Origin of the sequence: Promicromonospora sp. MS192, from assembly GCF_049532985.1 — a bacterium.
GTDB lineage: Bacteria > Actinomycetota > Actinomycetes > Actinomycetales > Cellulomonadaceae > Promicromonospora.
This window is the reverse complement of the sequence record NZ_CP186693.1, coordinates 3933335-3957786: the sequence shown is the minus strand read 5'-3', so window position 1 is coordinate 3957786 and position 24452 is coordinate 3933335. Positions and strand designations below refer to the sequence as shown.

Here is a 24452-nt window from a genome sequence, read left to right as displayed (position 1 = left end):
GCGGACCCGCCTACGCCGTCGGCGTGGGCGGGTCGACCCGCCGGGGCAGGGCGAAGACCAGCAGGAACGCCACCACCGAGAGTGCGGCGCTGGTGCCCATCGCCATGGTGGCCGCGTGGGCGAACGCGTCAGCGACCACGTCCGGTGTCGGGCGGCCCGGCGGGAACGTGAGCGACCCGAACAGCACGGAGCCGACGACGGCGATGCCCGCCGCCGAGCCGATGCGCTGCATCGTGCCGATCACACCGGACGCTGCGCCGGCCTCGTCGCGGTCCACCGTGGCCACGATGAACTGGGCGTTCGGCGCGATGAAGAGGCCGCTGCCGACGCCGCCGACCAGGAGCGGTGCGGCCAGGTGCCAGTGGTTCAGGTCGCCGGTCGGCACCAGCCAGAGCACCAGCCAGACGGAGACGAGGCCGAGGGCCACCATGCCGGTCCCGATCACGAGCACGCGCCGGCCCAGCCGGTGCGCCAGGCGTTCGCTCTGCGAGGCTCCCACGATCGAGCCGATGGCGAACGGGATGGACACCAGGCCCGAGGCCAGGGCGGAGTGCCCGAGGCCCGTCTGCCAGAAGATCGAGATGGTGAAGAAGATGCTCGTGAACGCCGCGAAGTAGACCAGCGCGAGCACCACGCCACCGGTGAAGGCCGGGTGCGAGAAGAGGTGCGGCGGGACGAGCGGGCTGCGGCCGCGGTCCGCGACCCGGCGCTCCCAGAACGCGAACGCGACCAGCAGCAGGAGGCCCCCTGCCAGGGACGTCCAGGTCCACCACGGCCAGCCGGCGTCCTCGCCCTCGATGAGCGGCACGAGGATCGCGACCAGCGCCACCGTGACCAGCACCAGTCCGAGCGCGTCGACGCCGCGGGCCGTGCCGCCGGCGATGATGCGGGGCAGCAGCACGATCGCGGCGGCGACGGCGACCAGCCCGAAGGGCAGGTTGACGAAGAAGATCGAGCGCCAGCCCTCGTCGTCGCCGAACGCCTCGATGAGCAGCCCGCCGACGATCGGCCCGAGCGCCGTGGAGAACCCGATGGCCGCGCCCATCACCGCGAAAGCCCGGCCGCGCGTGCGGCCCGTGAACATCAGCTGGATCAGCGCGGTCACCGCCGGGAAGAAGATGCCGCCGCACAGACCCTGGACCACGCGCGCCACGATCAGCTCGGTGGCGCCCGACGCGAGTCCGCACCACAGGCTCGCCAGCGTGAACCCGGCCAGTCCCACGACGAACACCCACTTGTGGCCCACCCGGTCGCCGACCCGTCCGGCGGGGATGAGGGCCAGGCCGTAGGCGAGCGCGTACCCGGAGATGATCCAGGACAGCGTGCCCTCCGAGGCGTCGAGCGACGTACGGATCGTCGGCAGGGCGACGTTCACGATGGTCGTGTCGAGCAGGGCCATCGAGACGCCGAGGATGAGCACCGCGAGTGCGATCCAGGAGCTGCGCGGGGCCGCGTCCGGGACGCCGTCGGGCGCCGCGGGCGCGGAGGAGGTGGTCACAGGAGGATCGTAAGCACCCGACCAGCCCCACCTAGGGTTGGCGGCATGGATCTCACCTTCCGCGACGCCGTCCGCGCCGACCTGCGGCGCGTCGTCGAGCTGATCGCCGACGACGCCGTCGCCGCCCGCCGCACCGGAACCTACGGCGAACCGCACGTCCGCGGGTTCGAGGCCATCGTGGCGAGCCCGGACAACGAGCTGGTCGTCGCCGAGTCCGACGGCGAGGTGATCGGCGTCATGCAGCTCACCTACATCCCGGGGATCTCGCGCAACGGTGCGTCGCGCCTGCTGGTCGAGGCGGTGCGGGTCGACAGCGCGCTGCGGGGCCAGGGGATCGGCCGGCTCATGATGGAGCACGCCCACGAGCGCGGCCGGGCGCGGGGCTGTGTGCTGGCCCAGCTCACGTCGGACAAGCAGCGGCCGGAGGCGCACCGGTTCTACCGGAGCCTCGGCTACGAGCAGTCGCACGAGGGCTTCAAGCTCCCGCTCTGACGCGGGCGGCATCGTCGTGACCGGGGGCAGGCCGGGATGCCGGACCTCGCCATCGCGCCTGACGTCCTCGGCGGTCGCGCCCTCGCGACCAGGGTAAGGGAACGTGGCCCGCGGGGGCCTGTCACGGGGAGTAGACAATGCCTACTCTCCGTGACGCAGCCCCGCGGGCCACCCTTGCTCCGGAGCCGCGCATCCGCAGTGCATCTTCCGGGCGAGAGACCTTGCTGCAACGTTCTGCAAGCGTTACAGTCGCGCTCGGTTCACACTCGCGTTCCGGACGACGAAGGGGTCATCCATGTCTCGCACCGAGCGTCGGCGCCGGCCGCACGCCCGCCCGTTCCACACGTCGCGCGCAGCGCTTCGTGCGACGGCGGGGCTCGCCTCCGCCGCCCTGATCGCCTCGTCCGGACTCGCGGTGTCGGCGTCGGCGACGACCCCGGTGCAGGAGACCGGCACGGCCGCGGTGCGGCAGGCGACCGGCACCGCCGCCGCGGACCGTACGGCGGCCCTCGTCGGCAGCCTCCAGGACGAGCTCGGCTGCGCGGCCGACTGGGACCCGGCCTGCGCCGCCACGGAGCTCGTGGCCCAGGGCGACGGCACCTTCGTGGCCGAGTTCGACCTCCCCGCGGGCACCTACGAGTACAAGGTCGCCCTGGACGACGCGTGGGACGAGTCCTACGGCCGCGACGGCGGCACCCAGAACGCCCCGCTCCACCTCGAGGGCTCGGCGCGCGTTCGCGTCACGTACGACGACACGACCCACCGCACCGCCCTGACCCCGCTCGGGCTGGCCGGCGACTACACCGAGGCGGACGACGCCCTCGTCCACGACCCCGTGCGCCAGCCGGGCAGCGACGAGCGCTTCTACTTCGTGATGACCGACCGGTTCGCCAACGGCGACGCGTCGAACGACACCGGCGGGCTGGCCGGTGACCGGCTCACCACCGGCTTCGACCCGACGGACAAGGGCTTCTACCAGGGCGGCGACCTCGCGGGCCTGCGCCAGAACCTCGACTACATCGAGGGCCTGGGCACCACCGCGATCTGGCTCACCCCGAGCTTCCTCAACCGCCCGGTGCAGGGCTCCGGCAGCGACGTCAGCGCCGGGTACCACGGCTACTGGATCACCGACTTCACGCGGATCGACCCGCACCTGGGCACCAACGAGGAGCTGGCGGCGCTGATCGACGACGCCCACGCGCGCGGCCTCAAGGTCTACTTCGACATCATCACCAACCACACGGCCGACGTCGTCGACTACGCCGAGGGCACCTACGACTACGTGGACCAGGCCACCACCCCGTACCAGGACGCCGACGGCAACCCGTTCGACCCCGCCGACTTCGCCGGCACGGGCGACTTCCCCGAGCTCGACGCCGCCACGAGCTTCCCGTACACCCCCGTCGTCGACCCGGCCGACCAGGACGTCAAGGTCCCGGCCTGGCTCAACGACCCCACGCTCTACCACAACCGGGGCAACTCGACGTGGTCCGGGGAGTCGGTGACGTACGGCGACTTCAGCGGCCTGGACGACCTCATGACCGAGCACCCGCGTGTGGTGGACGGCTTCGAGGAGATCTACAAGGCGTGGATCGACCTGGGTATCGACGGCTTCCGCATCGACACGGTCAAGCACGTGAACTTCGAGTTCTGGGAGGAGTGGTCGACCGAGATCGCCGAGTACGCCCGCGCGCAGGGCAAGGACGAGTTCTTCACCTTCGGCGAGGTCTACGACGCCGACGCCGCCAAGACCTCCCCGTACGTGCGCCGTACCGACATGAGCTCGGTGCTCGACTTCTCGTTCCAGTCGGCGGCCACGAGCTACGCCAGCGGCAACAGCGCTCGCCGCCTGGCCGACCTGTACGCCTCCGACGACCTGTACACGACGCCGCACAGCAGCGCCTCGGCCCTGCCCACGTTCCTGGGCAACCACGACATGGGCCGCGTCGGCTACATGCTGTCGGGCGCCGAGAACCCGCTGGAGCGCGACGAGCTGGCGCACGAGCTGATGTACCTCACCCGCGGTCAGCCCGTCGTCTACTACGGCGACGAGCAGGGCTTCGCGGGCACCGGCGGCGACAAGGACGCACGCCAGAGCCTGTTCGCGACCCAGGTCGACGAGTACGCCGACCAGCCGCTGGTCACCGGCGAGCAGGCCGGCAGCACCGACCGCTACGCCACCGACGCGCCGCTCTACGAGCACATCGCCGCCCTCGCGGCCCTGCGCGAGGAGCACCCGGCCCTGGCGTCCGGTGCGCAGATCGAGCGCTACGCCGAGGACGGTGCCGGCGTCTACGCCTTCTCCCGCGTGGACCGCGAGGAGAAGGTCGAGCACCTGGTCGCGGCCAACAACGCCGCGCAGGAGCGCACGGTCACGTTCGACACGCTCACCCCGGGCGCCACGTACGCGCCGCTGTACGGCACCAGCGCCGAGGTCACGGCCGACGCCGACGGCGCGGTGACGCTGACGGTCCCGGCGCGCTCCGCGATCGTGCTCGTCGCCGACCGCACCGTGGGCGCGGACACCGCGGGTACCGTCACCGTGGTCCCGGGCACGAGCGCCCGCCCGGGTGCTGCGCTGAGCGGCGTCGCGCCGGTCGCGGCCGGCATCGACGACGCCTGGGCCGAGACCTCCTTCGCCTGGCGCGCCGTGGGCACCGACGAGTGGCACGACCTCGGCACCGCCGAGGACACCTCGCCGCGCGTCTTCCACGACATCGCCGACGAGGCGGGACTTCCCGAGGGCACCCTGGTCGAGTACCGCGCGGTCACCCGGGATGCCGACGGCGACCGCGCCGCGGCCAGCTCCTACGCGTCGGTCGGCGTGGACGTCAGCGGCGTCGTCGACGACCCCACGGACCCCGACGTCGACCTGGTGACCGTGCCGGGCTCGCACAACAGCGAGATGGGCTGCGCCGGCGACTGGACCCCGGACTGCGAGGCCGCGCGTCTCACCCTCGCCGACGACGGCACCTACACCGGCACGTTCGAGCTGCCCGCCGGGTCCTACGAGTTCAAGGTGGCGCTGAACGGCTCCTGGGCCGAGAACTACGGCGCCGACGGCGTGCGGGACGGCGCCAACATCGCCTACTCGACGGGCGGCGGCCCGGTCACGTTCACGTGGGACCCGGAGACCAAGGTGCCGTCCGTGCAGGCCGGCACCCCGGGCACGCCCGGCGAGGGGCAGCAGGCCGCGCACTGGGCGCGCCAGGGGCTCGTCCTGGTCCCGGCCGCCGGCTTCGGCTCCGGCGACACCTGGGCGCTGGAGACCGATGCGGCGTCGTACCCGCTGAGCCCGGCGGACGGCACGGGCGACGTGCCCGCGGACGTGGCCGAGGACTTCCCGCACCTGGCCGGCCACCTCGCCCTGGAGGCCGAGGGTCTGACCCGGGCCGCGGCGACGTCGGCCCTGCAGGGTGCGCTGCGCCTGACCCGGCACGACGGCGAGACCCTGACCGCCGCCACCGGCGTGCAGATCCCCGGTGTGCTGGACGACCTGTTCGCGACCGACCGCGCGCTGGGCGTGACGTGGCAGGGCGGCAAGCAGGCCTCCTTCGCGCTCTGGGCGCCCACGGCCCGCGTCGTGACGCTGCAGGCCTGGCCCGCCGGCCGGTCGCTCGACGCCGAGCCGCGCGCCTTGGCGCTGACCCGGCAGAAGGACGGCGCCTGGACGCTCGACGGCGGCCGCGCCGACCGCCGGCTCGACTGGCGCGGCACCCGTTACCGCTACGCCGTCGAGGTGTACGTGCCGAGCACCGGCCAGGTCGAGACCAACGTGGTGACCGACCCCTACTCGGTGGGCCTCACGCTGAACTCGACGCACTCGGTCGCGCTCGACCTCGACGACACGGCGTGGCAGCCCAAGGTCTGGCGGAACACGCCCGCGCCACGGGTGGAGCGCGCGGTCGACCAGACGATCTACGAGCTGCACGTGCGCGACTTCTCCAGCTCCGACGAGACCGTGCCCGCGCGCCTGCGGGGCACCTACGGCGCGTTCGGCGTCAAGGGCTCGGACGGCATGAAGCACCTGCGCTCGCTCGCCGACGCCGGGCTCACCACCGTGCACCTGCTGCCCACCTTCGACATCGCGACGATCCCCGAGGACCGCACCGACCAGGCCACGACCGGCGACCTGTCGGGCTTCGCACCCGACGGCACGGAGCAGCAGGCCGCCGTCGGCGAGGTGCAGGGCAGCGACGCCTTCAACTGGGGCTACGACCCGTACCACTTCATGGCGCCGGAGGGCTCCTACGCCGTGCAGGCCGACGGCGGGGCGCGCGTGGCCGAGTTCCGCTCGATGGTCGGCAACCTGCACGGCGCCGGGCTGCAGGTGGTGCTGGACCAGGTGTTCAACCACACCGCGGCCTCGGGCCAGGACCCGAAGTCGGTGCTCGACCGCGTGGTGCCCGGCTACTACCACCGGCTCAACGCGACCACGGGCGCCGTCGAGACCAGCACCTGCTGCCAGAACGTCGCGACCGAGCACGCCATGGCGAGCAAGCTCATGGTCGACTCCGTGGTCACCTGGGCCCGCGACTACCACGTGGACGGGTTCCGGTTCGACCTCATGGGCCACCACTCCCGCGAGAACATGGAGGCCGTCCGGGCGGGGCTCGACGCGCTCACCCTGCGCCGCGACGGCGTCGACGGCAAGAGCGTGTACCTGTACGGCGAGGGCTGGGACTTCGGCGAGGTCGCGGGCAACGCCCGGTTCGAGCAGGCCACGCAGGGTCAGCTCGGCGGCACCGGCATCGGCACCTTCAGCGACCGCCTGCGCGACGCCGTCCACGGTGGCTCGCCGGTCGACGGGTCGTCCCTGTTCACGCAGGGCTTCGGCACCGGCCTGTTCACCGACCCGAACGGGCGGGACGCGCGGCTCGATGACCCGGCGACCGTCAACGACGGCGGCGACGACGAGGCCGCGGACCTGGCCCACCAGACCGACCTGGTCAAGCTCGGGCTGGCCGGCAATCTCCGGTCCTTCGAGGTCACGACCGCGACGGGGGAGCAGGTCCGGGGCGACGAGCTCGACTACCGGGGCGCGCCCGCGGGCTACGCGGACTCGCCGGAGGAGGTCGTCACGTACGTCGACGCCCACGACAACGAGACGCTGTTCGACCTGCTGACGCTCAAGCTGCCGGCAGACACGTCGATGACCGACCGCGTCCGGATGAACACGGTCTCGCTGGCCACGGCCGCGCTGTCGCAGTCGCCGTCGTTCTGGCACGCGGGCACCGACCTGCTGCGCTCCAAGTCCCTGGACCGCAACTCGTTCGACTCCGGCGACTGGTTCAACACCATCGACTGGTCGGGCCAGGACAACGGGTTCGGGCGCGGTCTGCCCATGGCGGCCGACAACGAGGACAAGTGGCCGTACCAGCGGCCCCTGCTCGCCGACGCCGCGCTCAAGCCGGAGGCCGACGACATCGGCTTCGCCTCCGCGCAGGCCCGTGAGCTGCTGGAGCTGCGGCACTCGACCGAGCTGTTCCGGCTGGGCTCCGCCGACCTGATCCGCGAGAAGGTGACGTTCCCCGGGTCCGGGCCGGACGCCGTGCCTGGCGTCATCACGATGTCGATCGACGACCGGGCGGGCCGGACCGACGTCGACCGCACACTGGACGGCGTGCTCGTGGTGTTCAACGCGTCGCCGGACGAGGCGTCCGTCGAGGTGCCCGAGCTGGCGGGGCGGGACTACGCGCTGTCCCGCATCCAGGCACGCGGCGCGGACCCGGTGGTGCGGGGCACCGCCTGGGACGCCGCGACGGGCACCGTCACGGTGCCGCCCCGCACGGTGGCGGTCCTGACGGACCCCCGGGGCCGCTGAGCGGCCTGACCGGCCTGACCGGCCGCTGAGCAGCCGCTCATCAGGCGAGCAGCGACCGTAACCCCGCCCGTTACGGTCGCTGCCCGCCTGATGAGCGGCCACTCACCAGGCGAGCGGGCGGGGGCAGGAAGGGTTGGGAGGGGGCGGGATCGGCGGGCGGGGGTGACAGCGCTGACAATTCCTCGGCGGAGTCCCTTGACTCGGGCCCGCCAGGGGTGAATCGTGTGCGTCAGTTGGTCCGGCGGCGTAGCCGGGCTCGCACGACGCAAGGGAGCTTCATGCGCACGGCACGATTCCTCATCGCACCCGTCACTGCAGCGGCACTCGCCCTCTCGCTCGGTGCCTGCGGCTCCGGTGGAGGCGGCTCCGACTCCTCCACGATCAAGGTGGCCTACCAGAAGTTCGGCAACTTCACGCAGGCCGACGAGCTGTTCAAGGACGTCAAGGCCGACTTCGAGGAGGCCAACCCCGGCATCACCGTGGAGCTGGTGCCCATCGAGGCGCAGCAGAACGACTACTTCACCAAGCTCGCCCTCATGAACCGGTCGCCCAGCACGGCGCCCGACGTCATGTACGAGGACACGTACATGATCAAGTCCGACGTCGAGGCCGGGTACCTGGCGCCGCTCGACGACTACCTGGCCGAGTGGGACGAGTGGGACCAGTTCGTCGACAGCGCCAAGGAGGCCGGCGCGGGCGACGACGGCAAGACCTACGGCGTCTCCATGGGCACCGACACGCGCGGCCTGTGGTTCAACAAGGACGTGCTGGCCAAGGCGGGCCTGCCGGAGGACTGGGCGCCGAAGTCGTGGGACGAGCTCCTGGATGCCGCCCGGGCCATCAAGGAGTCGGACCCGGACGTGGTCCCGTTCAACATGTACTCCGGCAAGCCGCAGGGCGAGGCCGCCGTGATGCAGGGCTTCGAGATGCTCCTGTACGGCACCGGCGACACCCTCTACGAGGACGGCAAGTGGGTGCTGGGCTCGCAGGGCTTCGTCGACAGCCTCGACTTCATCACCACCGTGTTCACCGAGGGCCTGGCGCCGACGCCGCAGCAGGCGCTCGACACCAACATCGGCAACACGGTGCAGGCCGAGTGGCTGCCCGAGGGCAAGGTCGGCATCGCGCTCGACGGCTCCTGGGTGGCGGGCAACTGGCTCGAGTCCGGCGTCGCGCCGTGGCCCGAGTGGTCCGAGAAGATGGGCACCGCGCCCATGCCCACGCAGGACGGCGCCGCCCCGGGTGCCGTGAGCATGTCGGGCGGCTGGACCCTCGCCATGGGCTCCGGCTCCAAGAACCCGGACGCCGCGTTCGAGTTCATCTCGATGGCGCTGAACCGTGAGAACTCCCTCTGGTTCGACGTCGCGAACAGCCAGATCGCGGTCCGCACCGACGTCGCGGAGGACCCGGAGTACACCAAGACGAACCCCACCACGGAGTTCTTCACCGGCCTGGTCGACGTGACCAACTTCCGGCCCGCGACCTCGGACTACCCGAAGGTCTCGAACGAGATCATGGTCGCGATGGAGGCCGTGATGACCGGCCAGCAGACACCGGAGGAGGCCGCGGCCGCCTACGACGAAGCGGTGATCGGCATCGTCGGCGAAGAGAACACGGTCCAGGGCTGACCTGATGGCCGTCACGTCCCGCGGCGTGGCGCGAGTGGTTCCGCTCGCGCCCGCCGTCGTCCTGCTCGCCCTGTTCATGCTCGGCCCCGTGGTGTGGTCGTTCTACGGTTCGTTCACCAACGCCGCCCTGACCGGGCCCGCCGCCCTGAGCCCGGAGTGGATCGGGTTCGACAACTACGCCGCGCTGATCGGTGACCCCGACTTCCCCAAGTCGCTGTGGCTCACCGTCGTGTTCGTGTTCCTGTCCGCCGTGGTGGGGCAGAACGTCATGGGCATCCTGCTGGCCGGCCTGCTCCGCTCGGCGGTCAAGCCGGTGCGCTCGATCGCCTCGACCGTGGTCGTCGCCGCGTGGGTGCTGCCCGAGATCGTCGCGGCGTTCGCGGCGTACGCGTTCTTCCACTCGGAGGGCACGCTCAACACGCTGCTCGGCGGCATCGGCATCACCGGTCCCGACTGGCTCTACTCCACCCCGATGCTCGCGGTGATCCTCGCCAACATCTGGCGCGGCACGGCCTTCTCGATGATGGTCTACTCGGCCGCCCTCGCGGAGGTGCCGCCGGAGCTCACGGAGGCCGCCCAGCTCGACGGCGCCAACGGGCTGCAACGGCTCACCTGGGTGACCCTGCCCGTGATCCGGCGCAGCATCTCGACCAACCTGATGCTGACCACGCTGCAGACGCTCTCGGTGTTCACGCTCATCTACGTGATGACCGGCGGTGGACCGGGCACGGACAGCTCGACCCTGCCGATCCTGGCCTACCAGGAGGCGTTCAAGTTCGCGCAGGTCGGCTACGGCACGGCCATCGCGACCGTGATGATCATCGTGGGCGGGATCTTCTCCGTGATCTACATCCGCGCGCTCCGACCGGAGGTGGACTGATGGCGGACACTCTGACGAAGCCCGCGGCGCCGGCCCGCAGCGGCGGGCTCGGCACGCTGGCCGCACCCCGCGGCACGGCCACCAAGGTGGCCGCCAACGTGGTGCTGCTCGTGATCGCCCTGTGCTTCGTGCTCCCGATGGCCTGGGTGCTCGTGGCGTCCTTCGACGCGGAGGCGACCCTTTCCTTCGGCCTGCCCGACGCCGTGACCACCGCCAACTTCGCGGCGATCATGACGCCGGAGCTCACCTGGCTCCCGCTGTGGAACGCGTTCGTGCTGTCGGCGGGGTCGGGGGCGATCACGGTGGTGGTCGCAGTGCTCGCGGCGTACCCGCTGTCGCGATACAGGATGCGGTTCGGCAAGTACTTCCTGTACTCGGTGCTGTTCGGCACCTGCCTGCCGATCACGGCGATCATGGTCCCGGTGTACGCGCTGTTCGTGCAGCTCAACCTGCTCGACTCGCTGCCCGGAACCATCTTCTTCATGGCGGCGACGTCGCTGCCCATGGCGATCTGGATGACCAAGAACTTCATGGACTCGGTGCCGATCTCGCTGGAGGAGGCCGCCTGGACCGAGGGGGCGTCGGCCATGCAGGCGCTGCGCCGGGTGGTGCTGCCGCTCATGCGGCCCGGCATCGCCGTGGTGTTCATCTTCGTGTTCGTGCAGGCGTGGGGGAACTTCTTCGTCCCGTTCGTGCTGCTGCTCTCCCCGGAGAAGCAGCCGGCGGCCGTGAGCATCTTCGCGTTCTTCGGGCAGTACGGCTCGGTCGCCTACGGGCAGCTCGCGGCGTACTCGCTGTTGTACGCGGCGCCGGTGCTCGGTCTGTACGTGCTGGTCACCCGCATCTCGGGCTCGGCCTTCGCCCTGGCAGGTGCGGTCAAGGGCTGAGGCGCCGGGCCGGGTAGGCCCGGCTGCCGCCGGCCCGCCCGAGTGATCGGCAGAATGTCAGGTGGTCGGTAGTCCGAGCTACCGACCACCTGACATTCTGCCGACCACCCAGCCCAGCCCGGCCAGCCTGCGCTGCCGGCTACCGCGGGGCGGTCAGCGGAAGACCACGGTGCGGGTGCCGTCCAGGAGGACCCGGCGTTCCGCGTGCCAGCGGACGGCGCGGGCCAGGGCGCGGCGTTCGACGTCCTCGCCGATGCCCACCAGGTCCTCGACGCTGCGGGAGTGGTCCACGCGCTCGACGTCCTGCTCGATGATCGGGCCCTCGTCGAGGTCACCGGTCACGTAGTGGGACGTGGCGCCGATGATCTTCACGCCGCGGTCGTGCGCCTGCCGGTAGGGCCCGGCACCCTTGAACGACGGCAGGAACGAGTGGTGGATGTTGATGATCTGCCCGCTCAGGTCGCGGCACAGCTCGTCGGACAGGATCTGCATGTACCGGGCCAGCACCACCAGCTCGGCGTCGGTCTCCTTGACCAGGTCGCGCAGCGTCGCCTCGGCCTCAGCCTTGGTGTCCTTGGTGACGGGCACGTGGTGGAAGGGTTTCCCGTAGAAGGCGGCGATGTCCTCCAGGTCGCGGTGGTTGCCCACCACGCCCACCACGTCGATCGGCATGCGCTGCGACCGCTCCCGGTACAGCAGGTCCACGAGGCAGTGCGCGGCCTTGGACACCATGACGAGGGTCCGGATCCGCCGCCCGACGACGTCGAGCGTCCACGTCATCCGGAACCTGCCCGCCACCGGCGTCATCGCGGCGGTCAGCTCGTCGCGTGACGCCGTCGACTCGACCTGCACGCGCATGAAGAACAGGCCCGACGCCGGGTCACCGAACTGCTGCGACTCCGTGATGTTGCCGCCGTGCTCCGCGAGCATTCCCGCCACCGCGTGCACGATTCCCGGCTGGTCCGGGCAGGACAGGGTCAGGATCCAGTGGGTGGCTGCGGTCGCGTCGTTCACGCGGTCAGGCTAACCCGGCGCGGCCGACGGGACCCCGTCCTGTCCGAGCTCCAGGCGCATGACCCAGCGCCGCCGGCCCCCGCTGACGCCGCTCGTCTCCGTCGCCCGGACGAACCCCGCTTGCTCGAACATGCGCACCGTGCCGACGTACCCGCTGATCACGTCGACGCGGTCGGGGCCCGTGTCCGCCGGGTAGCCCTCGACCGCCTCGGCCCCGTGCGCCCGCGCGTGCTCCACCGCCCCGGCGAGCAGGTGGTGCATGAGCCCGCGCCCGCGGAACCCAGCGCGGACCACGAAGCACACCGCGGCCCAGGCGTCCCGCTCGTCGACGAACGGGATGGTGCGCGAGTTCATGAGCCGCCGGTAGGTGGACCGGGGCGCGATCGAGCACCAGCCGGCCACGACGTCGTCCACGTAGGCCAGCACGCCCGGGCCGGGCTCGGCCGAGCACAGACCGCGCATGTAGCCCGGGGCCTCGTCGGCGGGGACGCGGCTGTCCCGGTAGGCCATGCACCAGCACCCTCGGCCGCCCGGTTTCTTGACGCCGACGACCTCGTAGAAGTCGTCGTACCGGCCGACGGCCGAGCGCACGTCGATCCGTACGTCGGGGTTGTCGGGCCAGCGTGGGCGTGTGCTGCTCATGCGCCGAACCTACGCCGGACCACTGACATCGACGTTCGAGCCACGGTCATCGTCGACCCGGGCGCGTCACCTCTGACACCATGGCCCTATGAGCAACTCCACCACGACGATCGCGCTGGTCGAGGACGACCATGCGGGCGAGCTCCTCACGTTGCGGCGCGCCGCGTTCGTGACCGAGGCCCAGCTGTACGACGACCCGAACATCCCGCCGCTGACCCAGACGCTCGCCGAGCTGCGGGAAGACCTGGCGCGCGACGACGTGGTGACGATCGGGGCGTGGGAGGGCCACCGGATGATCGGCTCGGTGCGCGTGGAGATCGAGGGCGAGAAGGCGACGCTCGGCCGGCTCGCGGTGGCCCCCGACAAGCAGGGGCGCGGGATCGGCACCGAGATGCTCTTCGCGGTGCTGCCGTACCTGCCGGAGCAGACCACGGAGATCTGGGTCTTCACCGGCAAGGACTCCAAGCAGAACCTCGCGATGTACACGAAGCACGGCTACGAGGAGCAGTACGACAAGGCCGCGGGCGACCTCACGTACACCTACCTGCGTCGCGTGCTCGGTGCGGCCGGTGCGCAGAGCGCACCGAGCACGTCGCAGGGCTGACCTACTCGCCGAGGCAGATCGTCTCGTAGCTGCGCGACGGGTCGAAGCCCAGCTCGATCTCGTCGGCGGTCCCCTCGGGGCACTCGACGGCACCGACCAGGAGGCCGGTGACCTTCCGTGCGCCGTCCGCGGAGCACGGCACCTCGCCGCCGTCGCCGTTCACGCAGTCGCCTGCGAGGAGCTGGCCGCCGCCCATCCCGGGGTCGCCGGGGTGGTCGTCCGAGAGGTTGCGGGCGCACACGGCCTGCGTGTCCCCGCCGGCCTGGCCGTCCTTCTGGAAGACGACATCGGTGCCGGCCGGGCAGTGGAGCTGTGCCACGGACACGGCGTCCTGGATGTCGAGGACCGTGACGGTGGCCTCCGCGTCGTCGCAGGTCAGCGGCCGGTAGGCGTCCGTGGGGGCGTCGGTGGCCTGCGCGGCCGGGTCGGGGCCGGCGCACGAGTCGACGGCCCAGGCCACGGTGGGCTCCTCGTCCGCGTCAGGTCCGAAGAAGTGGAACCCGACGGCACCGATGACCACGGCCGCGACCACGAAGGCGACGATCGACCAGATCCAGTCCCGGCGTGTGGTGCCCTTCCTGCCGCGCTCCTCGCCGGCGCCGTCGGGTCCGGGGGAGCGGGGGTCCGGCGTCCGGGGGTCCGACGGCGAGGCCGCGCCGGGCGGGGTCGCGAACGGGCCGGACTGCGGCCTGCCGGCGCCGAACGGGCCGGACTGCGGCTGGTTCCCGGCCGGGAACTGCCGGGACGGTAGCTGCCCGGACGGGAACTGAGCAGACGGGAACTGAGCAGACGGGAACTGGCCCGACGTGGCCTGCCCCGACTGGCCCTGCCCCGCCGGGAACTGCCGGGACGGGAGCTGCCCCGACGTGGCCTGCCCCGACTGGCCCTGCCCCGCCGGGAACTGCCCCGACGCGAACTGCCCCGACGCGAACTGCCCCGACTGCGGCCGGCCGCCGGACGGCGGGGGGCCGTTCGGTTCCTGGCGGTGCGTTCCACCGGTCCGGGGGCGGCGCTGGTCTGGCTGGTGTTCCGGAACGCCTGCGTCCGGTGACACGGGGGAGGGCATGGCGGCACACTAGCGACGTCGCGGTGAATCGCAAAAGGGTCTCAGGTACTTTCGTTGATTTTCCGGGCTTCCCGAGCCCTTCCCGGGAGGCAGCCGGACGCCGCGTACGGGCTCCTTCCGCCGCTGCTACGATCATCGGGTCGCAACTGGCGTCAGGTGGATCACCACCGGGGAGCGACGAGTCATGCCGACGACGGGTCGTTCGCCTGGGCCCTGGGTCACCTGCAGAGGTGTGCACCCGGGCCGTCGTGTCGCGGCGCGTGTGCCCTCCACCGCCGTCCGACATTTCCCCGTCCCGCATGAATCGAGGAGCTATGAGCGCATCGACTCCCGACCCGCTCGCGACCCCGCTCGCCGAGCTCGACCCCGAGATCGCCGCCGTCCTGGACGGAGAGCTGGCCCGCCAGCGCGACACTCTCGAGATGATCGCGTCCGAGAACTTCGTGCCGCGTGCCGTCCTGGAGGCCCAGGGTTCGGTCCTGACCAACAAGTACGCCGAGGGCTACCCGGGCCGCCGCTACTACGGCGGCTGCGAGCAGGTGGACATCGCGGAGAACCTCGCGATCGCCCGCGCCAAGGACCTGTTCGGCGCCGAGCACGCCAACGTCCAGCCGCACTCCGGCGCCCAGGCCAACGCCGCGGTGCTGCACGCCCTGATCAACGCGGGCGACAAGATCCTCGGCCTGGAGCTGGCGCACGGCGGCCACCTCACGCACGGCATGAAGATCAACTTCAGCGGCAAGCTCTACGACGTCGGCGCCTACGGCGTGGACCCGCAGTCCTACCGCATCGAGATGGACGAGGTGCGCAAGAAGGCGCTGGAGCACCGCCCCGACGTCATCATCGCGGGCTGGTCCGCCTACCCGCGGCACCTCGACTTCGCGGCGTTCCGTGAGGTCGCCGACGAGGTCGGCGCCAAGCTGTGGGTCGACATGGCGCACTTCGCCGGGCTCGTCGCGGCCGACCTGCACCCCTCCCCGGTGCCGCACGCCGACGTCGTCTCCTCGACCGTGCACAAGACGATCGGCGGCCCGCGCTCCGGCTTCATCCTCGCCAAGGAGGAGTACGCCAAGAAGATCGACTCCGCCGTGTTCCCGGGGCAGCAGGGTGGCCCGCTCATGCACGTCGTCGCGGCCAAGGCCGTGGCGTTCAAGGTCGCCGGGACCGACGCCTTCAAGGAGCGCCAGGAGCGCACGGTGCGCGGCGCGCAGATCATCGCCGAGCGCCTGTCCCAGCCGGACGTCGCCGAGGCCGGCGTCTCCGTGCTGACCGGTGGCACGGACGTGCACCTGGTGCTGGTGGACCTGCGCAACTCGGACCTCGACGGCCAGCAGGCCGAGGACCTCCTGCACGACGCCGGCATCACGGTCAACCGCAACGCCGTCCCGTTCGACCCGCGTCCGCCGCGCGTCACCTCGGGCCTGCGCATCGGGACGCCGGCCCTGGCCACGCGCGGGTTCGGCGACGCCGAGTTCACCGAGGTCGCCGACATCATCGCGACGGCGCTGAAGGACGGCGCCGCGACCGACGTCGACGCGCTCTCGGCCCGTGTGGCGAAGCTGACGGCCGACTTCCCCCTCTACCCGGGGCTCTGAGCCGATGACCGCACAGATCCTGGACGGCAAGGCCACGGCCGCCGCCATCAAGGCGGAGCTCAAGGACCGCGTCACGGCCCTGCGCGAGCGGGGCGTCGTCCCCGGCCTCGGGACCCTCCTCGTGGGGGACGACCCGGGCTCGCAGTGGTACGTCGCGGGCAAGCACCGCGACTGCGCCGAGGTGGGCATCGCGTCGATCCGGGAGGACCTCCCGGCCACGGCGACGCAGGAGGAGATCGAGGCCGCGGTCCGCCGGCTGAACGAGGACCCGGCCTGCACCGGGTACATCGTGCAGCTCCCGCTGCCCAAGGGCATCGACACCAACCGCGTGCTGGAGCTCGTCGACCCCGACAAGGACGCCGACGGCCTGCACCCCACCAACCTGGGGCGCCTGGTGCTGCGGGTCAACGAGGAGGTCACCTCCTCGCTGCCCTGCACGCCGCGCGGCATCATCGAGCTGGTGGAGCGGCACGGCATCAAGCTCGCCGGCAAGGAGATCGTGGTGCTCGGCCGCGGCGTCACCGTGGGCCGCCCGATCGGGCTGCTGCTCACGCGGCGCGCCGTGAACGCGACGGTCACCCTGACGCACACGGGCACGCAGGACCTGGCGTCGCTCGTCCGGCGGGCCGACGTCGTCGTGGCCGCCGCGGGCGTCAAGGGCATCGTGACCGGCGAGATGGTCAAGCCGGGCGCCGTGCTGATCGACGTCGGCGTCTCGCGCGAGACCGACCCGGCCACGGGCAAGTCGCGCGTCGTCGGCGACGTCTCGCCCGAGGCCGCCGAGATCGCGGGCTGGGTGTCGCCCAACCCGGGCGGCGTCGGCCCGATGACCCGGGCGATGCTCCTGGCGAACGTGGTCGAGTCGGCGGAGCGCTCGCTGGTCCCGTGACCTGTCCCCTGGTCCGCCGCTGAACCGAGGAATGGTCGCTCTCTCAGTACCGAGAGGGCGACCATTCCTCCGTTCGCCGGTGGCCGACGGCGGGTGAACGTGCCCGCGATGAGTTGCGGGGCCGCGCGGCGTCTGAAGAGTTGATGCCGGGGCCGACCAGCGCCCCGGCCGACTCAGGAGGACATCATGGTGAGCGTTCGGACCCATCTCTGGTTCGGGAACAACAAGGCCGGCGAGGCCGCCGCCTTCTACGCCGAGCACATCCCCGGCTCGTCGATCGAGCGCGTCGTCAAGGCTCCGGAGAACGCGCCGGGCGCCGAGGCCGGCACCGACTTCGTGGTCGAGTTCACCGTGGCCGGGCAGCCGGTGATCGGCCTGAACGCCGGACCGCACCGCACGCTCGACGAGGCCTTCTCGTTCTACCTGTCGGTCGAGGGCCAGGAGGAGGTGGACCACTACTGGGACGTCCTGACCGCCGACGGCGGCGAGCCCGGCGCGTGCGGCTGGTGCACGGACAAGTTCGGGGTGTCCTGGCAGGTGATCCCCAAGGAGCTCGAGCGGCTCAGCGGCTCGTACTCGACGCCCGCCGAGATCGCCACGATGAACGCCATGCTGAAGATGGGCAAGATCGACGTCGCGGCCCTGCAGGCGGCGCACGACGGCGCATGATGCCCCACGGCGGCGCCTGACCCGGCCGTGATCGGCCCGTGTCAGAGGCTCCGGTTAGGCTGCCCCGGTGCCTCTGATCGTCGCCACCGCCAATGTCAACGGGATCCGAGCCGCCGTCCGCCGCGGCATGGAGACCTGGATCGCCACCCGAACCCCGGACGTGCTGCTGCTGCAGGAGGTCCGCGCCCCCGACAAGCTGGTGCGCGAGCTGCTCGAGGGCTGGCACGTCGCGCACGCGGAGAGCGAGGTCAAGGGCCGCGCCGGGGTGCTCGTGGCGTCCCGGCTGCCGCTCGGCGAGGTCCGCACCGGCCTCGCGGCCCACGGCCCGGACGGCGCCCTCGAGGAGGGTGCCGACACCGGCCGCTGGATCGAGGCCGACATCAGCCTGCCCGGCGGCGGCACGTTCACCGCGATCTCCGCCTACCTGCACTCCGGGTCGACCAACCCCGGCCAGGAGCACACGATGGTCGCCAAGTACGCCTACCTGGAGAAGGTCACGGCGCGCCTGGCCCAGCTCGCCACGGCGCCGACGCCGGCCGTCGTGGCGGGCGACCTCAACATCGCCCACCAGAACGTGGACATCAAGAACTGGAAGGGCAACCAGAAGAGCGCCGGCTTCCTGCCGGAGGAGCGCGCCTACGTGACGCGCTGGCTGGACGAGCACGGCTGGGCCGACCTCGGGCGGATCCACGCCGGTGACGGCCCCGGCCCCTACACCTGGTGGTCCTGGCGCGGCGCGGCGTTCGACAACGACTCCGGCTGGCGTATCGACTACCAGCTCGCCAACCAGGCACTCGCGGGCGCGTGCCGCAAGATCGAGGTCGACCGTGCGCCCACCTACGCGGAGCGCTGGAGCGACCACGCCCCGGTCGTGGCGACCTACGAGCTGTAGGCCACCACGACCGGATCAGGTCGCCACGACCAACGCCGGTTCAGGCCGCCACGACCGATGGCGGTCGTGGCGGCCGACGGCAGCTCAAGCCGCCGGGCCGACCGCGGTTCAGCCCGCCGGGGCCGACGGCGGGGCCAGCAGGAAGGCCGGCGCGGTGAGGCCGGCCTCGGCGAACGCGTCCGCGACGGCCTGGGCCACGGTGTCGACGTCGGACAGACGGACCAGCGCGATGGCGCTGCCGCCGAACCCGCCGCCGGTCATGCGCGCGCCCAGGGCGCCCGCGGCCATGGCCGAGTCGACCACGAGGTCGAGCTCGCGGCACGAGACCTCGTAGTCGTCGCGCAGGGAGACGTGCGAGGCGACCATGAACGGGCCGACGTCGGCCGCGCGGCCCTCGCGCACCAGGTCGGCGAACCGTGCGGTGCGGTCGATCTCGGAGACCACGTGACGCACCCGGCGGCGCAGCACGCCGTCGGGGTCGTGCGGCTCGAGCTCGGCCAGGGCGCGGTCGATGCCCATGCCGCCCAGGGTCGGCGCGATGTCGCGCAGCGAGCTCAGGCCGAGCAGCTCTGCGGCGCGCTCGCACGAGGCGCGGCGCGCCCCGTACTCGCCGGAGACGTGCGAGTGCTCCGCCTTGGTGTCGACCACCAGGAGCGTGAGCCCGGCGGTGTCGAGGTCGAACGGCACGGGCACGCCCGACTCCAGGGGCTTCAGCCCGGGCCGGAAGTCCAGGAGCAGCGCGTAGCCCTCGCGGCACCGCAGCGAGGCTGACTGGTCCAGCCCGCCGGTCGGGGCGCCCGCGATCTCGTTCTCGGCCCGGCGGGTGGCGTCGACCAGCTCGGCGCGTCCGGCGTCGGACGCCGCCAGGCCGAGACCGGCGACCGCGTCGAGGGCGACGGCGACGGCCGCCTCCAGCGCGGCCGACGAGCTCAGCCCCGCGCCGAACGGGACGCACGAGTCGACGGCGGCGTCGAAGCCGCCCACCTTGTGCCCGGCCTCGGCCAGGGCCCAGGCCACGCCGGCGACGTAGGCGCCCCAGCCCTGCACGGTGCCGGGCGCGATGTCGGCCAGGCTCGCCTCCCACACGCCCTCGGCCTGGGCCGACACGAGCCGGACCTGGTCGTCCTCGCGTGGCCGCAGCGCGATCCAGGTGCGGTGCGGCAGCGCCGTCGGCAGGCAGAGCCCGGCGTTGTAGTCGGTGTGCTCCCCGATGAGGTTGACGCGCCCGGGGGCGGACCAGACGCCCTCGGGGGAGCCGTCGAACGAACGGGTGAAGAGCTCGTCGACCCGGCGCGCGCCGTCCTCGGCGCTCCAGGCCTCGAGCCAGTTGATGGTGGTCACGGAACCGATTATTGCCCCCTCGGCGCGCAGGACCCACAGCCGGTCAGGCAGCGAGACCGCCGGGCAGGCCCGGCGGGCCGGCGTCAGGCGTCCTGGCGCAGCACGCGGACGGCGCCGGCGGGCACGTCCACGTCGCCCGCCACCGGGTTGCCGGTGAGCAGGTCGGTCGCGGGACCGTCCAGGGGCAGGCGTGCGTCGTGGTCCGTGTGGTTGATGGCGACCACGTACTCGGCGTCGCCGTGCCGCCGGACCACCTCCAGCCCCTCCACGGTGCCCGGCGGCGTCAGGCCCGCGCCCGCGTACACGTCGGCCATGACCGTGGCCAGCGTGTCGACGTCGAGGCTCGTCGACACGTACCAGCCGGTGCCCGCGCCGTGCCGGTGCCGGGTGATCGCGGCGCCGCCCGGCTTGGGGCCGTCGGTGTAGGTGCCGACGGGCTCCGCGCCGGCGAGCACCAGGTCGTCCGCCCAGACCGTGCCGGTGAGCCCGGTGGTCTCCGTGGTCGCGGTGCCCGCACCGGCCGCGCCCGCGCGGTAGGCGACCGTCAGCGACTCCTCCTCCCGCAGCGGCAGGAACTCCTCGACCCACACGCCCAGGGCGTCGCGCAGCGGAGCCATGAAACCGCCGGGGTGCACCGCGTCGTGCTCGTCGACGATGCCGCTGAAGTAGCTCACCAGCAGCGAGCCCCCGCCCTCGACGTAGGCCGTGAGGTTCGCCGCGTCGTCCGCCCGGAGCAGGTACGACGCCGGTGCGACGACCAGCTTGTAGCCCGACAGGTCCTGTCCCGGCCGCACCAGGTCCACGGTGTGGCCGTCGCGCCAGAGCCGCTCGTAGTAGGTGTCGATCCGCTCGCGGTGCCGGGCACCGACGCTCGGGCGGAACTCCAGGTCCTGTGCCCAGAACGAGTCGTAGTCCCACACCAGCGCGACGTCGGCGTGCACGCGTGAGCCGCGCAGCTCCGTGAGCCGCCCGAGGTTCGCCCCCAGCTCGGTCACCTCGCGCCACACGCGGGACGCGGTGCCGGCGTGCGGCAGCATCGCGGAGTGGAACTTCTCCGCGCCGGACCGGGAGGCGCGCCACTGGAAGAACATGATCGCGTCCGCGCCTCGGCCGAGGTGGGCGAACGAGTTGCGGGCCAGCTCCCCGGGTCGCTTGGCCACGTTGCGCGGCTGCCAGTTCACGGCCGACGTCGAGTGCTCCAGCAGCAGCCACGGCTTGCCGCCCGCGACCGACCGGGTGAGGTCGGCGGCCAGGGCCAGCCCGACGTACCCCTGCGGGTTCGCGGCCCGGAGGTAGTGGTCGTTCGCGACGACGTCGACCTCCCGTGCCCAGGCGAACAGGTCCGTCGACGGGCAGCTCGCGGCCATGAAGTTGGTGGTCACCGGCGCGGAGGAGTGCTCGCGGACGGCGTCCCGCTCCGCGACGAAGCAGGCGCGCAGCGCGGCGTCGGAGAACCGCGCGAAGTCGAGCTGCTGGGCAGGGTTGACGGGTTCGAGGGCGGCGGCGGGGAGCTGCACGTGCGCCCAGTCGGCGTAGTGCTGGCCCCAGAAGGCCGTGCCCCACGCGGCGTTCAGCGCGTCGAGCGAGCCGTAGCGCTCGCGCAGCCAGTCCCGGAACGCGCGCTCGGCATGGACCGAGTAGTCCAGGGTGACCGGCGCCCCGTACTCGTTGTGCACGTGCCATCCGGCCAGCGCCGGGTGGGTGCCGTAGCGCTCGGCCAGAGCCCGCGTGATGCGCAGGGCGGCCTCGCGGTAGGCGGGGGCGGTCGGCGCCATGAGGCCGCGCCCGCCCGGGCCCATCGGCGTCCCGTCCCGGTCGACCACCCGGGCGTCCGGGTGCGCGGCGTACAGCCAGGCGGGCGGCGCGGCCGTCGGGGTGGCGAGCAGGATGCGGATCCCGCCGTCGTGCAGCAGACCGATGATCCGGTCCAGCCAGCCGAAGTCGAACTCGCCCTCGCGCGGCTCCAGCAGCGCCCAGCTGAAGATCCCGAGGCTGACGAGGTTCACGCCCGCCTCGTTCATGAGCCGGACGTCCTCTGCCCAGACCTCCTCGGGCCACTGCTCGGGGTTGTAGTCGCCGCCGTAGGCGATCTGGTCGACGCCGGTGAGCCAGCCGTCGAACTGCGGTCCGGGGACGAAGTGCTGGCTCGCGGGGCGGGGGTCTTCGGGCAGAGCAGGTGCGGTCACGGGACCACCGTAGGTGCTCGGGCCGCGGTGGGGAATACGCTTCCCGGCTGGTGGGCCTGATCGGCATCGCGACCGGTCAGGCCCGGACCGCGGCCAGCACCTCCTGCTCCTCGTCCCGCGTCAGGCCGGTGACCGTGGCGTCCGGTGCGGCGCGCAGCCACGCGAGGGTGTCCCGTGCGGTCTCGGCGAACGGCCGGATCGTCAGGCCCGCCTCCAGCGACTCCGTGACGTCGTGCGTCATGAACCCACCCTCGACCAGGCCGCCGGCCCAGAACGGGACCGACCGGGGTCCGGACCACGGGGCGACGTCGTGCTCGGCCAGGACGTCGGGCGCGACCGCGACCAGCTCCGGCGTGCTCCCCGTCCCGTCACCGACGCGGGCCAGCAGCTCCGAGCGCGGCACGGGCGGGCAGACCGCGTCGTAGTCTCCGGTGGTGCGCCGCTCGGCGGCGGTGACGATCCAGCCGGCCAGGTCGCGGACGTCGACGAGCTGCACCGGGTCGTCCACGGGCTCGGGCACCAGGACCGGCAGGCCGTCCTCGGCCGCCTGCGCGAACCGGGCCGGCCAGTAGGTGAACCGGCCGCTCGGGTCCCCGGGCCCGACGATCAGGCCCGGCCGGATCACCAGGGCGGCGGCAGCACCGGCCCGGACCAGGTTCTCGCACGCGACCTTCATCGCGCCGTAGGTCTCCGGCCCGGACGCCGGGTCGTCGTCGGTCTCGATCGGGTCGAGCAGGGGCAGCGTGGCGGGTGTGCCGCCCACCGTGGCCGTGTCCGCGTACACGTTGATGGTCGACACGAACGTCCAGTGGGCCTCCGGGAAGGCGGCCACCGCGCGGCGCACGTGCGAGGGGATCCGGGAGACGTCGACGACGGCGTCGAACGGCGTCTCCGTGAGCTCCGCGGGCACCGCCTCGGCACGGTCCCAGCGGACGAGCGCGGCGCCGTCCGGCACGGCGCCGCTCACACCGCGCGCCGCGCACACGACGTCGTGGCCGCGCGCGACGGCGGCCGCCGCGACCGCGCGGGAGAGGAAGACGGTTCCGCCGAGCACCAGGATTCGCATGGTGCCCACCGAACCGCACCGGCCGGGCGAGTGCCAGGGAGATACCGGGATATCTGCTGGTGGCGAATCCGGCCGTGCTCAGACCGGGTTGATGCCGAGCTGCATCCCGGCGAGCCCCCGCCGGCGGCCGGCGAGCGCGGAGGCGACCTCGCGCAGCACCTTGGCCCCGGGTGAGTCCGGGGCGGCGAGGACTACGGGGGTCCCGCCGTCCCCGCCCTCCCGGACGGCGACGTCCAGCGGCACCTGGCCGAGCAGCGGCACGTCCTTGCCGACCAGATCGGTGAGCCGGGCCGAGACCTGTGCGCCGCCGCCCGTGCCGAAGACCTCCAGGCGCGTGCCGTCGGGCTGCTCCAGCCACGACATGTTCTCGACCACGCCCACCACGCCCTGCGACGTCTGGGTCGCCACCGACCCTGCGCGCTCGGCGACCTCGGCGGCGGCGGCCTGCGGCGTCGTCACCACGAGGATTTCCGAGGACGGCAGGAGCTGCGCCACCGAGATCGCGATGTCGCCGGTGCCGGGCGGCAGGTCCAGGAGCAGCACGTCGAGGTCGCCCCAGAACACGTCGGCGAGGAACTGCTCCAGCGCGCGGTGCAGCATCGGCCCGCGCCACACGACGGGCTGGCCCTGCGGCACGAACATGCCGATCGAGACCACCTTGACGCCATGCGCGATGGGCGGCAGCAGCATGTTGTCGACCCGGGTGGGCTGGCGGTCCACGCCCAGCATGCGGGGGATCGAGAAGCCGTAGATGTCCGCGTCGATCACGCCCACCGACAGGCCGTCCGCCGCCAGCGCCACCGCGAGGTTGGCCGTCACGGACGACTTGCCCACGCCGCCCTTGCCGGAGGCCACCGCGAACACCTTGGTCATCGAGCCCGGCTGGGAGAACGGGATGACGGGGTCACCCGCGCCGCCGCGAAGCTTCGAGCGCAGGGACGAGCGCTGCTCGGGGGTCATGACGCCCAGCTCGACGTCGACGCCCGCGACGCCGTCGACCCCGCTCGCCGCGGCGGTCACGTCCTTGACGAGCGTCGACTTCATCGGACACCCGGCGACCGTGAGGTCGACGCCGACGGCGACGTGGCCGCTCGTCGACACCTCGACCGACCGGACCATGCCCAGGTCGGTGATGGGGCGCCGGATCTCGGGGTCGAGCACGCCGGTGAGCGCGTCGCGCACACGGGCCTCGAGGGCGGGGGAGTCGACGGGGGTCATGGTTCGATCCTAGGACGGGGGTCCAGCGGGTCCGGCACGCGCTTTCATGCTTTTGCAATGA

Annotated in this window: 18 protein-coding genes and 1 riboswitch; of the genes, 10 read left to right on the top strand and 8 right to left on the bottom strand. The window is 72.4% G+C overall.

Annotation, left to right across the window (positions count from 1 at the left end):
- Positions 1-10: 10 nt before the first annotated feature.
- The gene (locus ACO229_RS17810; RefSeq protein ID WP_423462334.1) at positions 11-1498 is read right to left on the bottom strand and encodes an MFS transporter; all 1488 of its coding nucleotides are present in this window, start codon (positions 1496-1498) and stop codon (positions 11-13) included.
- A 45-nt stretch (positions 1499-1543) separates the two neighbouring features.
- Between ACO229_RS17810 and ACO229_RS17805 the strand changes: the two genes are divergently transcribed.
- From ACO229_RS17805 to ACO229_RS17785, 5 genes are all read left to right on the top strand, one after another.
- Entirely contained in the window at positions 1544-1990 is a 447-nt protein-coding gene (locus tag ACO229_RS17805; protein ID WP_397431633.1) for a GNAT family N-acetyltransferase, read from the top strand.
- A 295-nt stretch (positions 1991-2285) separates the two neighbouring features.
- On the top strand, positions 2286-7814 hold the full coding sequence (pulA, locus tag ACO229_RS17800) for a pullulanase-type alpha-1,6-glucosidase (protein WP_423462333.1): 5529 nt from the start codon (positions 2286-2288) through the stop codon (positions 7812-7814).
- Positions 7815-8092: 278 nt separating this feature from the next.
- Entirely contained in the window at positions 8093-9442 is a 1350-nt protein-coding gene (locus tag ACO229_RS17795) for an extracellular solute-binding protein (protein WP_397431630.1), read from the top strand.
- Between the two features lie 4 nt (positions 9443-9446).
- On the top strand, positions 9447-10322 hold the full coding sequence (locus tag ACO229_RS17790; protein ID WP_397431628.1) for a carbohydrate ABC transporter permease: 876 nt from the start codon (positions 9447-9449) through the stop codon (positions 10320-10322).
- Positions 10322-11209, top strand: a complete 888-nt coding sequence (locus ACO229_RS17785; RefSeq protein ID WP_397431626.1) for a carbohydrate ABC transporter permease — start codon at positions 10322-10324, stop codon at positions 11207-11209. Before ACO229_RS17790 ends, ACO229_RS17785 begins: the two co-directional genes overlap by 1 nt.
- Positions 11210-11362: 153 nt before the next feature.
- Here ACO229_RS17785 and purU read toward each other — a convergent pair whose 3' ends face one another.
- Together purU and ACO229_RS17775 are read right to left on the bottom strand one after the other, a co-directional pair.
- Entirely contained in the window at positions 11363-12223 is an 861-nt protein-coding gene (purU, locus tag ACO229_RS17780; protein WP_423462332.1) for a formyltetrahydrofolate deformylase, read from the bottom strand.
- 9 nt (positions 12224-12232) lie between these two features.
- Positions 12233-12865 (bottom strand): GNAT family N-acetyltransferase, encoded by a 633-nt coding sequence (locus ACO229_RS17775; RefSeq protein WP_423462331.1) that lies wholly within the window; start codon positions 12863-12865, stop codon positions 12233-12235.
- Between the two features lie 88 nt (positions 12866-12953).
- On the opposite strand from ACO229_RS17775, the gene ACO229_RS17770 reads away from it, so the two are divergent.
- Positions 12954-13469 carry a GNAT family N-acetyltransferase gene (locus ACO229_RS17770; protein ID WP_397410533.1) on the top strand — a complete coding sequence of 172 codons (516 nt, stop codon included), beginning with the start codon at positions 12954-12956 and terminating at the stop codon, positions 13467-13469.
- A gap of 1 nt (position 13470) precedes the next feature.
- On the opposite strand, the gene ACO229_RS17765 is transcribed toward ACO229_RS17770, so the two are convergent.
- A complete protein-coding gene (locus ACO229_RS17765) occupies positions 13471-14535 on the bottom strand; it encodes a hypothetical protein (RefSeq protein WP_423462330.1) in 1065 nt (354 codons plus the stop codon).
- A 132-nt stretch (positions 14536-14667) separates the two neighbouring features.
- A riboswitch (ZMP/ZTP riboswitch) is annotated at positions 14668-14754 on the top strand.
- Positions 14755-14849: 95 nt separating this feature from the next.
- Here ACO229_RS17765 and glyA point away from each other — a divergent pair.
- From glyA to ACO229_RS17745, 4 genes are all read left to right on the top strand, one after another.
- Positions 14850-16130, top strand: a complete 1281-nt coding sequence (gene glyA, locus ACO229_RS17760; protein ID WP_397410537.1) for a serine hydroxymethyltransferase — start codon at positions 14850-14852, stop codon at positions 16128-16130.
- Between the two features lie 4 nt (positions 16131-16134).
- Entirely contained in the window at positions 16135-17019 is an 885-nt protein-coding gene (locus tag ACO229_RS17755; protein WP_423462329.1) for a bifunctional methylenetetrahydrofolate dehydrogenase/methenyltetrahydrofolate cyclohydrolase, read from the top strand.
- A 186-nt stretch (positions 17020-17205) separates the two neighbouring features.
- Complete coding sequence (locus ACO229_RS17750) at positions 17206-17688, top strand: VOC family protein (RefSeq protein ID WP_423462328.1); 483 nt, start codon at positions 17206-17208, stop codon at positions 17686-17688.
- 67 nt (positions 17689-17755) lie between these two features.
- Positions 17756-18580 (top strand): exodeoxyribonuclease III, encoded by an 825-nt coding sequence (locus tag ACO229_RS17745; RefSeq protein WP_397431615.1) that lies wholly within the window; start codon positions 17756-17758, stop codon positions 18578-18580.
- 108 nt (positions 18581-18688) lie between these two features.
- On the opposite strand, the gene galK is transcribed toward ACO229_RS17745, so the two are convergent.
- The 4 genes from galK to ACO229_RS17725 form a co-directional block, all read right to left on the bottom strand.
- A complete protein-coding gene (galK, locus tag ACO229_RS17740; RefSeq protein ID WP_397410544.1) occupies positions 18689-19921 on the bottom strand; it encodes a galactokinase in 1233 nt (410 codons plus the stop codon).
- An 83-nt stretch (positions 19922-20004) separates the two neighbouring features.
- Positions 20005-22107, bottom strand: coding sequence for a beta-galactosidase (locus ACO229_RS17735; RefSeq protein WP_423462327.1), 2103 nt, complete (start codon positions 22105-22107; stop codon positions 20005-20007).
- A 76-nt stretch (positions 22108-22183) separates the two neighbouring features.
- Positions 22184-23173 carry an NAD-dependent epimerase/dehydratase family protein gene (locus ACO229_RS17730; RefSeq protein WP_423462326.1) on the bottom strand — a complete coding sequence of 330 codons (990 nt, stop codon included), beginning with the start codon at positions 23171-23173 and terminating at the stop codon, positions 22184-22186.
- A gap of 78 nt (positions 23174-23251) precedes the next feature.
- Positions 23252-24391, bottom strand: coding sequence for an Mrp/NBP35 family ATP-binding protein (locus ACO229_RS17725; RefSeq protein ID WP_423462325.1), 1140 nt, complete (start codon positions 24389-24391; stop codon positions 23252-23254).
- Positions 24392-24452 lie beyond the last annotated feature (61 nt).